The sequence below is a fragment of the Saccharothrix violaceirubra genome, assembly GCF_014203755.1.
GTDB lineage: Bacteria > Actinomycetota > Actinomycetes > Mycobacteriales > Pseudonocardiaceae > Actinosynnema > Actinosynnema violaceirubrum.
The window spans coordinates 4,152,616-4,166,086 of sequence record NZ_JACHJS010000001.1; the positions used below are offsets into that span (position 1 = coordinate 4,152,616).

At 72.5% G+C, this 13,471-nt stretch carries 14 protein-coding genes; 10 read left to right on the forward strand and 4 right to left on the reverse strand.

The features are described from left to right. Positions 1-252 precede the first annotated feature (252 nt). From F4559_RS19215 to F4559_RS19225, 3 genes are all read left to right on the forward strand, one after another. Positions 253-1,380, forward strand: coding sequence for a sensor histidine kinase (locus F4559_RS19215; RefSeq protein ID WP_184670598.1), 1,128 nt, complete (start codon positions 253-255; stop codon positions 1,378-1,380). Then, a complete protein-coding gene (locus F4559_RS19220) occupies positions 1,377-2,027 on the forward strand; it encodes a response regulator (protein ID WP_184670600.1) in 651 nt (216 codons plus the stop codon). The genes F4559_RS19215 and F4559_RS19220 overlap by 4 nt, the downstream gene beginning before the upstream one ends. A 91-nt stretch (positions 2,028-2,118) precedes the next feature. Next, positions 2,119-3,171, forward strand: a complete 1,053-nt coding sequence (locus F4559_RS19225) for a glycosyltransferase 87 family protein (RefSeq protein ID WP_184670602.1) — start codon at positions 2,119-2,121, stop codon at positions 3,169-3,171. Here the strand turns inward: F4559_RS19225 and F4559_RS19230 are convergent. Then, positions 3,138-4,043, reverse strand: coding sequence for a hypothetical protein (locus F4559_RS19230; RefSeq protein ID WP_184670604.1), 906 nt, complete (start codon positions 4,041-4,043; stop codon positions 3,138-3,140). The two genes, F4559_RS19225 and F4559_RS19230, sit on opposite strands and share 34 nt — an antisense overlap. A gap of 63 nt (positions 4,044-4,106) precedes the next feature. On the opposite strand from F4559_RS19230, the gene F4559_RS19235 reads away from it, so the two are divergent. Continuing rightward, positions 4,107-5,159, forward strand: a complete 1,053-nt coding sequence (locus F4559_RS19235) for a hypothetical protein (protein WP_184670606.1) — start codon at positions 4,107-4,109, stop codon at positions 5,157-5,159. Here F4559_RS19235 and F4559_RS19240 read toward each other — a convergent pair. After that, positions 5,156-6,643: a carboxylesterase/lipase family protein gene (locus F4559_RS19240; protein ID WP_184670608.1), complete on the reverse strand. Its 1,488-nt coding sequence runs from the start codon at positions 6,641-6,643 to the stop codon at positions 5,156-5,158. The genes F4559_RS19235 and F4559_RS19240 overlap by 4 nt on opposite strands. 36 nt (positions 6,644-6,679) lie before the next feature. On the opposite strand from F4559_RS19240, the gene F4559_RS19245 reads away from it, so the two are divergent. The 3 genes from F4559_RS19245 (at position 6,680) to F4559_RS19255 (ending at position 8,917) form a co-directional block, all read left to right on the forward strand. After that, complete coding sequence (locus F4559_RS19245; protein ID WP_184670610.1) at positions 6,680-7,504, forward strand: hypothetical protein; 825 nt, start codon at positions 6,680-6,682, stop codon at positions 7,502-7,504. Next, a complete protein-coding gene (locus F4559_RS19250) occupies positions 7,498-7,857 on the forward strand; it encodes a GntR family transcriptional regulator (protein ID WP_184670612.1) in 360 nt (119 codons plus the stop codon). The genes F4559_RS19245 and F4559_RS19250 overlap by 7 nt, the downstream gene beginning before the upstream one ends. 157 nt (positions 7,858-8,014) lie before the next feature. Continuing rightward, a complete protein-coding gene (locus F4559_RS19255; RefSeq protein ID WP_246445265.1) occupies positions 8,015-8,917 on the forward strand; it encodes a hypothetical protein in 903 nt (300 codons plus the stop codon). A gap of 40 nt (positions 8,918-8,957) precedes the next feature. On the opposite strand, the gene F4559_RS19260 is transcribed toward F4559_RS19255, so the two are convergent. Together F4559_RS19260 and F4559_RS19265 are read right to left on the reverse strand one after the other, a co-directional pair. Then, a complete protein-coding gene (locus F4559_RS19260) occupies positions 8,958-9,332 on the reverse strand; it encodes a bacteriophage spanin2 family protein (RefSeq protein WP_184670614.1) in 375 nt (124 codons plus the stop codon). Between the two features lie 239 nt (positions 9,333-9,571). Continuing rightward, a complete protein-coding gene (locus F4559_RS19265) occupies positions 9,572-10,540 on the reverse strand; it encodes a helix-turn-helix transcriptional regulator (RefSeq protein WP_184670616.1) in 969 nt (322 codons plus the stop codon). Positions 10,541-10,687: 147 nt separating this feature from the next. Between F4559_RS19265 and F4559_RS19270 the strand changes: the two genes are divergently transcribed. Genes F4559_RS19270 through F4559_RS19280 form a run of 3 tightly spaced genes read left to right on the forward strand, consistent with a single transcriptional unit; the run spans position 10,688 to position 13,455 of the window. Next, on the forward strand, positions 10,688-11,533 hold the full coding sequence (locus F4559_RS19270) for an SDR family oxidoreductase (RefSeq protein WP_184670618.1): 846 nt from the start codon (positions 10,688-10,690) through the stop codon (positions 11,531-11,533). 55 nt (positions 11,534-11,588) lie between these two features. Then, positions 11,589-12,314, forward strand: coding sequence for a class I SAM-dependent methyltransferase (locus F4559_RS19275; RefSeq protein WP_184670620.1), 726 nt, complete (start codon positions 11,589-11,591; stop codon positions 12,312-12,314). 55 nt (positions 12,315-12,369) lie between these two features. Continuing rightward, positions 12,370-13,455 carry an enterochelin esterase domain-containing protein gene (locus tag F4559_RS19280; RefSeq protein ID WP_184670622.1) on the forward strand — a complete coding sequence of 362 codons (1,086 nt, stop codon included), beginning with the start codon at positions 12,370-12,372 and terminating at the stop codon, positions 13,453-13,455. Positions 13,456-13,471: the final 16 nt, after the last annotated feature.

Consider the following 13,471-nt stretch of genomic DNA (forward strand, 5'->3'; position numbering starts at 1 on the left):
GGGAACCCGCTCCCCATTCGGTCTCATGTGGACTGATCCGGACTGGTTCGGACGGTGGGTCCACGGTAACCGAGGGGGTCGGGGCGGGCAGGTGGGGCGGGTCGCCCGTGTGAGTTAACCGGGTCGCGAGTTATACGTTCGGACACCGCGAGTTGTGCGTTGAGGCACCGTGAGTTGTGCGTTCGCGAGGTGCTTGGCGGGTGTCTCGCTCGCCGCTCGGGCTGACCACCGGAAAGTCGATACCGTTGCGGCATGACGACGCACAGGCCGCGCCTTCGTCTCGCGGGAGTGGTCGCGGCGTCCGCCGCGGTGGCGTTCTTCGCCGTGGTGCCGGCCCGGCCGGAGATCGACCTGTTCCTGGTCGTGAGCGGGATGGCCACGGCGGTTCCGGTGGTGTTGGCGCGGTGGTGGCCGTTACCGGCGTGGTTGGTGCTGGTCGCGATGGTGTTGTTCGCGCCGTTGGTCTACGGACCTCACGTCGACCTGGTCCGTGCGTGGGGTTGGCCGTGGACGATGGGGCTCGCGCTCGGCTTGGCCTACATCCTCTACGTGGTGGCGGAAACCGCCGAACGTCGGGTGCTCGTACCGGTCGCGGTCGTCACCGCGCTCGCCGCCGGGCCGCACCTGCCCGATTGGCGCGACCTCTCCTTGGTCACGGTGCTCGTCGCGGGTGTGCTGGGGTTCGGTGACGCCGTGCGGATGCGGCGGGTCGCCGAGCGGCGGCGGTTGGCCGAGCGGGCACGTACCGTCGCCTTGGAGGAACGGACCCGTATCGCGCGGGAGTTGCACGACGTCGTCAGTCACCACATGTCCGCGTTGGTGTTGCGCGCGGACGCCGTCACGTACCGGTTCCCCGATCTGCCTCCCGAGGTACGGGCCGAGTTCGCGCTGCTGCACCGGATGGCACGCGACGGGCTCGTGGAGACCAGGCACGTGTTGACCGCGTTGCGCGCACCCGACGACGCCGCCGAGACGGCGCCGCAACCCGGTGCCGACGACGTGGCCGGCATGGTGGAGTCGTTCCGCGCCACCGGCACCCCGATCACGTTGCGCACCGACTTCGCCGGACTTCCCGCCGCCGTCGGACTTTCGGCTTACCGCATCGTCCAGGAGGCGTTGAGCAACTGCGCACGGCACGCGCCCGGCGGAGCCGTCACGATCGACCTCGTGGCACACCAAAGCGAACTGCTCGTCTCCATAGTGAACACGCCCGGCGTACGTCCCGCCTCGGACACCGATCCGCATCGCCCCCGGCACGGACTCGTTGGAATGGCGGAACGGGTCCGGGTGTTGGACGGCGCGTTCGACGCCGGGCCGACGGACGACGGGGGGTTCACGGTGACGGCACGTCTGCCGCTGCGCGGGCTGGAGGACGGGTGACCACGACGGTGCTGGTCGTGGACGACCAGGCGATGATCCGCGAGAGCCTGCGCGTGGCCTTGGACAGCAGGCCGGACCTCGAGGTCGTGGGCGAGGCCGCGTCCGGCGCGGAGGCGGTGGCCCTGGCCACCAGACTGTCGCCCGACGTGGTGTTGATGGACATCCGCATGCCCGGCATGGACGGGCTGGAGGCGACCCGGCGCGTGCTGGACTCCCACGCCACGACCAAAGTCCTGGTGCTGACCACCTTCGACCACGACGAGTACGTCTACGGCGCTTTACAGGCCGGGGCGAGCGGGTTCCTGCTCAAGGACTCGCCGCTGAGCGACCTGATCAACGCGGTGCGCGTGGTGTCGGCGGGGCATTCGCTGTTCGCGGCCTCGGTCACCCGGCGGCTGGTGGCCTCCTTCGCCGCCCGGGCCAGGCCCGACGACGCCACGCTGCGGCACCTGACCCCGCGCGAGACCGAGGTGTTGCGACTGGTCGCGCGCGGCCTGTCCAACACCGAGATCGCCGACGCCCTGACGATCGCGGAGCAGACCGCCAAGAGCCACGTGAGCCGGGTGCTGACGAAGCTCAACGCGCGGGACCGGGCGCAGGCCGTCGTCGTGGCCTACGAGTCGGGTCTGGTCGCGCCGAACGACTGATACCGGGGTAGGGGGTCCGTACTCGAAGGTGACACCGGGACACCACGTCGGCGGGACGACTTCACACTGAGTGATCACTAGCGTCGAATTCATGATCGTTCCGGTCCGTCCGATCGTCGTCGCCGGTCTCGGCGCCGTCGTCGCGGCGGCTTTCGCGTGTTGGCTTCTCGACCTGCCCTTGGGCACGGACAGCGCGGTGTACCGCTCGGGCGCGCTGGCCGTCCTGGACGGGGTCCCGCTCTACGGCCACCTGCCCGCGACCCCGTCCTGGTCCCCCGACCTGCCGTTCGCCTACCCGCCCGTCGCCGCACTGCTGTTCCTGCCGCTGGCCGCCGTGCCGACCGAGTTCGCCTGGGCGGGGATGGCCGGACTCTCGGTGGTGTGCGTAGGCGTGGTGGCACGCCTGCTGCCGCACGGGAAGCGCTGGTGGCCGCTGCTGCCGGTCATGTTGGAGCCGGTGTGGCGCACGGTGGCGTTGGGCCAGGTCAACCTGGTGCTGATGACCCTGGTGCTGGTCGACGTGCTGCGGCGGTCACGGTGGAGCGGCGTGCTCATCGGGTTGGCGGCGGCGGTCAAGCTCACGCCGCTGATCTTCGTCGGGTACCTGCTGATCGCCGGTCGACGTCGGGACGCGGCACGGGCCGTCGCGACGTTCGGCGTGGCGACGGGCCTGGGTTTCCTGCTGCTGCCCGGCGACTCGGTGCGGTACTGGACGTCGGCCCTGCTCGGCGCCAACGACGCGATGTCCAACGCCTGGTGGGGCAACCAGTCGCTCAACGGCGTGGTGCTGCGGCTCGGCGGCGGCACGGCCGTGCTCGCGGTGCTGACCCTGGTGTGCCTGGGCGTGGCGGTGTACCTGACGCGGAAGCTCGTGCACGACCGGCCGGTGGAGGCGTTGCTGGTCATGGCGTTCTGCGGCCTGCTCGTCAGCCCGATCTCGTGGTCGCACCACTGGGTGTGGGTGCTGCCGCTGGGCATGCTGGTGGCCCGCCGGCCCTGGTGGGTGGTGGCCGTGTTCAGCGGGGCGGTGCTGGCCGTGCCGTTGGCGGACAACGGCTACGTGCTCGCCACACTCGTGGCCGGTGTCGTGCTGACCGTCCGGGTCGTGCGTCAGTCGCGCCGCCCGATCGCCGCCCTGAGCTGAGCGCGCACCCGACGACCGGCCGCCCGCACCGGGTCGACGACCTCGGTCCGCACCCAGCGGGCCGGTGCCACGACCAGGGCGTGCCAGGCCCGGCCGAGCGGTCCGCCCAGCCATGTCAGCGGCCGGACGACCAAGGCCCGGAACACCCGGCCCAGGAACCGCAGGAACGGCGACGCCACCCGACGACCGGCCCAGACCAGGGCGTCCAGGAGCACCCGGCCGATCACGCGCAGGACCCGCAGGAGCGCGACGAGTGCCCGGCCGACCTTGCGCGCGGCCCAGAGCAGGGCGTTGCCGGACAGCCTCAGGACCCACCACAGTCCCCGCAGCACTTGCTCCGCGAGCCACCGCGCCGCGTGGAGCACCGGGAGGAACACCGGTCGGAGCACGTGTGTGCGCAGCCACCGCAGCGCGCGTCCGCTCGGGCGGAGGGCGATCCTGTCGAGCAGCTCGAACACGGCCACGACGCCTTGCAGCACGTACCGCAGTCCCACGCCGAGGGGCCGGAGCACGAACCGGACCACGGCTCGACCCGTCCACCGCAGTCCACGACCGAGCCCGACAAGGACGAACCGCAGTCCACGACCGAACCTGACCAGGACGAACCGGAGACCGCGGCCGAACCTGACCAGGACGAACCGGATTCCACGGCCGACCGGCACCAGGACCCGTCCGATCGGCCTCAGCACGTACTCGGACACCGCGGCGCCGAGCCGGCCCAGCCCGGCACCGACCGGCCGCAGGACGAACCGGATGCCGCGGCCGACGGCCTTGATCCCCTCCCACGCGAGCCGCGCCGGGACCACGATCGCGACCGCGATCACCCGGGCCACCCACACCGCCCAGGCCGGCGGCTGCGCCTTGTCGTCCATGTGCCCCCTCGTCGGAGCCCGGATCGTACGTGTCCGGGAAGGACGATCGTGCAGGATGTGACCGTGCTCGACAGACTCGACGAAGTGCCCTGGTCTTCCCTGGACCACGCCTACGGCCCGGCCGACGACGTGCCCGGCCAACTGCGGGCGTTGCGCTCACCGGACGCGGACGAACGCGGACGTGCGGTGTCGGCGTTGTACGGCAACGTCTTCCACCAGGGCACCCGGTTCCCGGCGTCGGCGCACGCCGTCCCGTTCCTGCTGGAACTGGTGGCCGCGCCGGACACCCCGGACCGCGAGGTCCTGCTGGGGCTGCTGACGGCGATCGCGATCGGCTACGACGAGTCCCATCTGCCGGGCACCGTGCCGATCGCCGAGTACCGACGGGCGGCGGCGGGCGGCGCCGCCCTGCTGCCGGACGCCGACTTCTTCGAGCACAGGGAATCGCTGCCCGAGGACGACCAGGACCGGCTGTTCGCCCACGTCACGGTCGCCGCCTACGACGCCGTGAAGGCGGGCGTCCCCCTGTTCCGCACGCTGCTGGCCGACCCGGACCCGGGCGTCCGGTGCCAGGCCGCGTACGCCCTGGCCTGGTTCCCCGAGGAGGCCGAGGGCAGTGTCGCGGCGTTGACCGGACCGCTCGACCCCGACGAGATCGCCGCCGCGACGGCCGTCGTGGCGACCGGTCTACTCGGCGGCACGCCGGTCGCCGACGACCGCCGCCTCGTGCGCTGGGGCCGGGCGATCGCCACCCGGGACGTCCCGGAACTGCTGCGCTGGGCCGGGAGCGCCGACCAGGGCGACGACCGGATCCCGTTCCTCGGCGGCGACCTGGCCGGGCTCGCCGCGTCGGCCCTGCCCGAACGGGCCGAGGTGCTCGACGCCCTGCTGGCCCGCGTGCCGCACGTCTCGGGTGTCGAGGCGTTGCCGGTCGTCGGCGAGGCGCTGCGCCGCACGGAGGACGACCCCGACGGCCGCCGCCGGCTGCTGGAGGTCCTCGCCGCCACGCCGGCCGTGTGGCTGCTCGGCGGCCGTCGGTTCGGCAACTTCGTCACCCTGCTCGCGGGTCACGGCGTCCCGCACGACATCGAGGCGTTGCGCGAGTACCTCGGCTAGTCCGACCAGAACGAACACCGGTGTGCGGTCCAGCCGTCCACCGACCCGATCCGGTCCGGCGCGTACGAGCGCACCGACCGCCACGGCACCGTGCCCGTGCGCACGAACCCCGCCCAGTTGTCGATCATGGTGTCGGACAGCGCCCGTTGCCGGGGCGTGAGCGAGGTCGGCGTGAGGCCGGCGTAGGGGCCGACGCGCAGGTCGAACACGTACGCCAGTTCCGAGCCGTGCGACGCCCCCGCCGGCCGCTGCCCGAAGTACATGCTCGACGTGGGCGCGTCCGGGTCGGCGAACTCGTAGGCGTGCACCGGCGTGAACCGGGCCAGGTCGCGTCCGGTGCGCAGCTGCGGGCACGCGAACACCCGGTCGGTGTCCAGCGCCGACAACGCGGCACCGGCGTCGGCGCCGGCCGGGTACTCGCGCAGCACGGCCGCCGCCCGGTCCGCGCCGAACGCCACGCGCAACGCCTCGGCGTACTCCTGCGCGGTCAGCGTCCGACCGAGGGGGAGTTCGGCGTACATGGTGGTCAGGCGTGCTTCGTCACGGGTGTTGCCGGACAGCACGGGCACGCGGTGCACCCGTCCGGCGGCCACGGCCGTGACCGGGTTCTCGGGCAACGTCGGCGTCCCGTAGGCCGGACCGAAGCCCGCCTCGTGGCGCAGCAGCTCCTCGGTCGACCGTCCACGCAGGCAGTCCACGTCGCCGCACCCGAGTTCCGCGGCCACCGCCGCGCCGGACCGCTCGCGGTCGGCGACCGGTGCCCAGAACCCGCCGACGCCGACCCGGACCTCGCCGTCGGCACCGTAGGTCGGCTGCCCGGTCCGGCACGATCCACTCTGCATGATCACCCGGTGGAACAGCCCGGCCGCGCCCGGCGAGGTGAGCTGCCCGCACACGTCCACGGCGCCGGCCGACTGGCCGGCCAGGGTCACCACGCGCGGGTCGCCGCCGAACGCCGCCGCGTTCGCCCGTACCCACCGCAGCGCGGCCTGCTGGTCCTGGAGCCCGAACGTGCCCGAGCCCGCCAGTCCGGGGTGTCCGAAGAACCCGAACACGCCCAGCCGGTAGTTGATCGTCACGACCACGACGCCGCGGGCCGCCAGGCGGGCGGGGTCGATGTCGGCGCCGCTGCCCATGGTGTTGCCGCCGCCGTGCAGCCACACCAGGACCGGGCGTCCGGTGCCGCGCGGCGTCGTCACGTCCAGGTAGAGGCAGTCTTCGGCCGAGCCGGTCGGCAGGATGGTCTGCGCGCACGGGGAGCCGGAGGCCGTCGCGTCCCGTACTCCCGACCACGGCCGGGCGGGCAACGGCGGGTGCCACCTCAGTGCTCCGACGGGTGCCTGTGCGTACGGGATGCCCCGATAGCTTTCGACCTGGCCCGTGCGCGAGCCGCGGACCGTGCCGCCGTCCGTCGTGACCTCCGGGCCGGGTCGGGCGGGCGCCACTGTCGCGGTCAGGATCGCGAGCACCAGAAGTAGCCTCATTGTTCTATCATTATGCAAACACTTGGGAGGTGTCGAATGAGCCGCTACGCCTGGCGGGTCGTGGTCGCGCTGGTCCCGCTCGTCATCGCGGCGGTCGCCCAGGAGGCCACGCCGGTGAAGGCCGCGGTGAAGGCTGCGGTGACCGCCGCCTGGCTGGCCGTCGGAGCGCTCGCGGTGGCGGCCTGGCTGCACCGCCACCGCCGCTCACCGGTCGGCACGCGCTGGCCGGCGCCGTTCACGTGGGCGGCGGGCGCGGCCGTGGTCCAGGGGAATCCGTGGATCGTCGCGGCGGCGGCCGTGTGCGGCTGGGTGCTCACCGGCCGCGACCCCGCGCCCGTCGACGCCACGTCCGGACCCACTCCTGACGCACCGCGCCTGACGTTGCGCGGCGGACAACGCGCGATGTGGTACCGGACGGCGTACACGCCGTACGTGTTCGCCACGACGGCCCTGCTCGCGGTCGCCGCGGCGGCGGCCCTGGCCACCCCGGGACTCGGCGTGGTCGGCGTGCTGGGCGTGGCCGCCGCGATCGGGGCCGCGCTCCAGTCCAGGGTGGCGGTGCGCGTCGGCGACCAGGGTGTGACGGTCACGCAGCCACTGCTGCGCCGGACGGTGCTCGCGCTGCCGTTGCGGCACATCGAGCAGGCGTACGTCGAGTATTCGTCACCCCTGGCCGACTACGGCCTGGTCGCGGACGGCCCCGTGTTCGGCTGGCGGTCCCGCTCGACCGGGCCGGTCCTGCGGCTGCGCCTGGCCGACCGGCGGGACTGCGTACTCACCGTCGACGACGCGACGACGGCGGCGGCGTTGGTCAACACCTGCCTGGACCGCCTCCGGACGCCCGAGGACGACCCGTGCTGATCACCATCGACCCCACCGCGAACGTCCCGCTGGCCGACCAGATCGCGGCGTCGGTGCGGGGCGCGGCCGTGCGCGGCGAACTCTCGCCCGGCGACCGCCTGCCACCGGCGCGCGAGGTGGCCGCCGCGCTGGGCGTGAACCTGCACACCGTGCTGCGCGGCTACCAGCGGTTGCGCGACGAGGGCCTGGTCGACCTGCGCCGGGGTCGGGCCGCCGTGCTCACCGACGCCGCCGACGGTCCGCGCCTGGCCGTCGCCGAGCACGTGCGCGCGCTCGTCGAGGCCGCCCGCCGCGCCGGCTTGGGGGAACAGGAGCTGCACACGGCGATCGAGGACGCGTTCAACCGTCCATAGCGGACAGTGCCGGTGTTATGGCGAAGTGTAATGGCATGACCGGGGACGCCCGTTGGTACCGTCCGGACGACTAGGAACGCCGCGACCGCCCCTGCCGCCCGGTCACGGCCACCCGCGAATCGAGGTCCCTGTGAGTCGAGCACGCACCCTGCGCGTGATGACCGTGGTGCTGTCCCTGGCACTCGGATCGGCGGCCGTCACCGGCGCGTCGGCCGCGACCGCCGCGGCACCGTACTGCTATGAGGAAACGTCAACTCCCACGGCGGGCATCGCCGACCTGAAGTCGTCGTTCACGTCGGCGAACTGGATGCAGACGCTCCAGGCCATGTACAAGCGGCGGTGGCCCAGCGGCGAGGCGTTGGCCAAGGCCCAGGTCAACGACAAGTACTGGAACCAGTTCGTGCGCAAGGAGAACTTCGAGGCGTTCGCCGAGTCGATGATGGTCGCGATCCACGAGGAGACCCACATGTGGGACCTCGACGGGTCGCGGACGCGGTGGAACGTGCACACCGCCGCGTGGATCGACGCGACGCGCCAGGCGACGACCGTCCCCCTGCACGACGGGTTCGCGCGCAAGGAGATCATCCCGCTGATCAAGGACAAGTTCAGCGACTCCATGGACGGGATCTACCTGCGTGACCGCACGCAGGGCGAGTACCACCTCCAGGGCATCCTCGCCGAGCTGAACGCCGGGCTCACCGGCCTGCCGGCCGTGACCGTGGTGCAGGAGTACATCAAGGGCGTGGGCGCGAGCAACGCGCGGGACATCGCCGCGACGAACCTGCGCTACCTGCTGCTGTACCTGCGTGTGGCCAAGGACCGGCACGCCGACTACTGGGCGAAGATCAAGAACGAGCCGAAGCTGCGCGAACTCGTCCTCACCCAGTTCCTGCGCACGGCGTACTGGCTGGAGAAGTCGGCGCCGTACACCGGCCGGATCGGCGGTCCCAACGCCGACAAGATCACCGCGACGAACTACGCGCCGGAGAACATCGCGATCGTCGAGGAGTTCACCGGCCGGAAGATCGACACCGGCACCCGGAAGAACTGCACGCTGTAGTGCCCGTCGACGCCGTGGTCCGGCCGGACCACGGCGTCGCTCACGAACAGGCGCCGGTCAGCGTGGCGACCTGCCCGGCCTGGTCGGCGAGCCACTGGGCCGGGCGGCCCACGAGGTCGTCGACCGTCACCGAGGTCATGGTGCGGGCCAGCGCGGCGATCGCCTCGTTGATCGTGGTGTCGGCGGCCTTGGCGGCCAGCGCGGACAGCTCGGTCGCGGCCTGGTGCGCCTGGTCGACGGCCCGCTGCGGCGAGGACACGTCCAGCGGGATCGACACCTGCGACAACGCGTCGGCGCAGACCTGCACGGTCGTGGCGGTGTTCGCGACCGACGAGGCGGTCTCCGCGATCGAGCCGCACGCACCGAGCGTGGTGATGGCGGCGAACGCGGCGATGACGACGATGGTGGCGCGCATGGCACTTCCTCCGGTCCGAGAACCGGAGGTCTCCCCTGCCACCGGGTGTCCGGTGACGCCGTGACCGAGTCGCTGTCGAGCGACCGTAATGACGACCACGAGCCGGGTGGGTACTCCCCTCCGCACCACAAGCCTGGGGCACGGGACGGGAGGTTGTCAACGTGCTGTCGATCTCCCACCGCACTCGTCCATTCGGCCGAGCGCGGCCGTCCCCGCGCGAACGGACGGACCACCACCGTCTACTGTGGACTCCGATCGGCGCGTTCGACCGCCCGCTTCAGGCGATCCGTCAACGAACGCAGTCGCGCCACCAGCTCCGGGGGCTCGCGGACCTCGAAGTCGAACCCGAACGACGCGACCCAGGCCAGGAGCGGGTCGGGCTCGTCCGAACCGAGGGACAACGTGCACGTGCGGCCGTCGACCGGTTCCACCAGGCCGACGGTGGCGGGCACGACCTCGGCCACGTCGTGCGCCGAGGCGTGCAGCAGGAACACGGCCCGATGTCGGTGGCGGGCCGTGGTCAGCCCGTGCACCAGGTACTTCGCCACGTCGTCGGCGGGCAGGTCGCGTGGACGGAAAGCCGGCCCGGCGGGAACGCGTGGCCGCACCCGGTCCGCCCGGAAGGTACGCCAGTCGCGACGCCCGACGTCCCACGCGAACAGGTACCAGCGGCGTCCGTTGTGCACCAACCGATAGGGCTCCACCTCCCGGACGGCGGACCGCCCACCGCCGTCCACGTAGTCGAACCGCAACCGGTGGTGGTCGCGCACGGCGGAGGCGATCGCGGTCAACGTCGCCGTGTCCACGGCGGCACCGGAGGCGGGCGTGGCGACGACGGCGGCGGCGACCGCGTCGACCCGGTGCCGCGACCGCGAGGGCAGGATCCGGTCGAGCTTGGCCAAGGCCCGCACGGAAGTCTCCGCGATCCCGGTCAGCGCGACGGTCGTCCGCAACCCGACCGCGAGGGCCACTGCCTCGTCGTCGTCCAACAACAGGGGCGGCAACGCACCCCCGATCCCGAGCCGGTAGCCGCCACCCACACCACCGACCGAGTCGACCGGATATCCCGACTCCCGCAACCGCTCGACATCCCGACGCACCGTGCGCGCACTGACTTCCAGCCGCTCCGCGAGATCCGGCCCACCCCATTCCTGCCGCGCCTGGAGCAGCGCGAGCAACCGGAGCAGCCGGGCCGAGTTGTCACCCACACCGCCATCCTCACACCGATCGCGGCCGGCCACTGTCCTCGATCGCCCGAACCCTCCACTACGGGCTTCGCACCCGGTCGGGAATTTCTCCGCCCGGCCGACGATCGCGGCCGGGGGGTGTCCGCGATCGGCTCTAGCGTCGGACACATGACGACAGGAGAAGCCACAACCGTTCTGGTGTGCGGTGCGACCGGCAACGTCGGCCGGCCGCTGGTCGAGCGACTGCTCGCCGAGGGGCACCGGGTACGCGCGCTCACCCGGGACCCCGCACGCGCGGGGCTGCCGGTCGGCGCCGAGGTGGCGCGGGGGGATCTGACGGACACGGCGTCGCTGGTCGAGGTGTTCGCCGGGGTCACGGCCGCGCACCTGATCGGGTTCGGCGGCGACCACGCACCGCTGCGCAACGGCCCGGAACTCGTTGCCCTGGCGACGAAAGCCGGTGTGCGCAAGGTGACGGTGCTCAAGGGCGAGGCGGAAACCACCGGGCTGGACCGGGCCGTCGCCGCCGCGGACTGGGACCACACGTTCCTCAGCCCGGTCGAGTTCATGAGCAACTCCCTGGAGTGGGCCACCCAGATCAGGGAGACCGGGCAGATCGTCGACGGGTTCGCCGACGTGAAGAGCGCGATGGTCCACGAGGCGGACATCGCCTCCGTGGCCGCGACCGTGCTCACCACCGACGGACACGCGGGAAAGGAGTACTGGCTGACCGGCCCGGAGGCGCTGACCGCACGGGACCGGCTGGCGGCGATCGCGGCGGTGCTCGGCCGCGACATCCCCTTCGTCGAGCTGGGTCGCGACGAGATCGTGGCACGCTGGCGCGCGCAGGGCCACGGCGACGAGGACATCGAGTTCTTCCTGGCCATGCGCACCACCCCGCCCGAGGTCGCGTACACGCCGCTGCCCACCGTCGAGCAGGTGACCGGCCACCCGCCACGCACCTACGACCAGTGGGTCCGCGCCCACGAAACCCTGTTCTCACCGGAAGCCTGACGCCGCGGGCGTAATCGGAGCGCGTCCCCGCCGCCCGGCCCGCTACGGTCGGCGGATGCCCGACGAGATCTTCGACCACCCCCGCCTGGCACGGATCTACGACGACTTCGACGGCGAACGCGACGACCTCGCGGCCTACCTGGCCCTGGCCGACGAACTGGGCGCCAAGACCGTGCTCGACGTCGGCTGCGGCACCGGCAACCTCGCGATCCTGCTCGCGGCGCGCGGACGGGCGGTGACCGGCGTAGACCCGTCCTCGGCCTCCTTGGAGATCGCCAGGGCCAAGCCCGGCGCCGGGGACGTCACGTGGCTCGACGGCGACGCGACGACCCTGCCCGCGATGGCCGTCGACCTGGCGACGATGACCGGGAACGTCGCCCAGGTCTTCCTCACCGACGACGAGTGGCTCCGGACGCTGCGCGGCATCCACGCCGCGCTGCGGCCGGGCGGCCACTTCGTGTTCGAGACCCGCCGCCCGCGGCGTCGGGCGTGGGAGGACTGGGGCGGGGGTCGCCGGGACTTCGCGCTCGACATCCCGGGCGTCGGTCGGGTCGAGCAGTTCGTGGAGGTGACGGACGTCAGCCTGCCGCTGGTGTCGTTCACCCACACCTACCGCTTCGCCGAGGACGGCTTCGAGATCACCTCCCCCTCGACCCTCCGCTTCCGCGACCGCCCGGAGCTGGAGGAAAGCCTTGCCACCGAGGGCTTTCTCGTCCTGGACGTCCGCGACGCACCCGACCGACCCGGCCGGGAGTTCGTCTTCGTCGCCCGGAGAGTCTGACCCGGCGGGCGGGGTCGGACGCCGCGCCCGACCCCGCCCGTGCGAGGCTCACCCCATGCCCCGCCGCCCGGACTTCCCCAGGTCGGAGCCGGTGACCCGCCTGCACGGCCCGGACCCGTCGACGCTGCGCGCCGAGGTCGGACGCCGGGGCACACCCCTGGTCGACCCGGACCCGCTCGGCGACCCGCGCCACCGGGCGGTCACGTTCGTCCACTTCGACGACCGGGCCGACACCGTCGTGCTGCACGCGAACAAGTTCACCGACTACTCGGCCCTGGACAAGTTCACCCTGACCAGGACCCCGGGCACCGACGTGCGGCACGCCACCTACCGCCTGCGCGCGGACTGGCGCTGCTCCTACACGTTCAGCACCCACGACGGGCCGTTGCCGGACCGCCGGACCATGCTGCGCGCCGCGCGGCCCGACCCGTTCAACCGCACTCCCCTGCGCTTCCACCACACCGGCCGGACCGTGTCGATCGCCGAGCTGGACGAGGCACCGCCACGACGCTGGGTCGACGGTCCGCCGCCCGACCCGCACCGGCTCGACACCCCGCACCCGGTCTGGGTCCACGGCCCGCCGCGCCCGGTCGGTCCGGTGCTGGTGCTCCTCGACGGTGACATGTGGGCCGAGGAGCACCCGATCGCGCCCACCCTCGACGCCCTGATCGTCCAGGGCGCGCTGCCGCGACTCACCACCCTGCTGATCGGGACCTCGGGCGCACGCGAGCGGCACCTGACCGGAGACCCGGACTACGCCGACTTCGTCCGGTCCACAGTGGACAAAATCACTGTGGACAGTCCTGCGGCGGACTCCCGCGTGACCATCGCGGGGCAGAGCTTCGGCGGACTGGCCGCCGTCCACGCCGCGCTGCGCCACCCCGACCGCTTCGGCACGGTGATCGCGCAGTCGGGTTCCTTCTGGTGGCCCGATTTCTCCCCTCGCCCCGCACCGCCCCTGCGCTTCCTGTTCCAGGTGGGCACCCAGGAGTGGGGCATGCCGCCGATCACCCGCGCCCTGGCCGCCACCCTCGCCGACCAGGGGCACACCACGTCGGTCCACGAGTACAACGCCGGTCACGACCGCGCCTACTGGCAGGGCGCGCTGATCGACGCCCTGACCGCGGGCGCCGTGACCTGATCCGGTCACGGCGCCC

Excerpts from the sequence above, each read along its gene's own strand:
- F4559_RS19275 (WP_184670620.1), top strand. The coding sequence starts at position 11,589 with ATGCCCGACGAGATCTTCGACCACCCCCGCCTGGCACGGATCTACGAC.
- F4559_RS19270 (WP_184670618.1), top strand. The coding sequence starts at position 10,688 with ATGACGACAGGAGAAGCCACAACCGTTCTGGTGTGCGGTGCGACCGGC.
- F4559_RS19215 (WP_184670598.1), top strand. The coding sequence starts at position 253 with ATGACGACGCACAGGCCGCGCCTTCGTCTCGCGGGAGTGGTCGCGGCG.
- F4559_RS19225 (WP_184670602.1), top strand. The coding sequence starts at position 2,119 with ATGATCGTTCCGGTCCGTCCGATCGTCGTCGCCGGTCTCGGCGCCGTC.
- F4559_RS19280 (WP_184670622.1), top strand. The coding sequence starts at position 12,370 with ATGCCCCGCCGCCCGGACTTCCCCAGGTCGGAGCCGGTGACCCGCCTG.
- F4559_RS19255 (WP_246445265.1), top strand. The coding sequence starts at position 8,015 with ATGACCGTGGTGCTGTCCCTGGCACTCGGATCGGCGGCCGTCACCGGC.
- F4559_RS19230 (WP_184670604.1), bottom strand. The coding sequence starts at position 4,043 with ATGGACGACAAGGCGCAGCCGCCGGCCTGGGCGGTGTGGGTGGCCCGG.
- F4559_RS19260 (WP_184670614.1), bottom strand. The coding sequence starts at position 9,332 with ATGCGCGCCACCATCGTCGTCATCGCCGCGTTCGCCGCCATCACCACG.
- F4559_RS19245 (WP_184670610.1), top strand. The coding sequence starts at position 6,680 with ATGAGCCGCTACGCCTGGCGGGTCGTGGTCGCGCTGGTCCCGCTCGTC.
- F4559_RS19240 (WP_184670608.1), bottom strand. The coding sequence starts at position 6,643 with ATGAGGCTACTTCTGGTGCTCGCGATCCTGACCGCGACAGTGGCGCCC.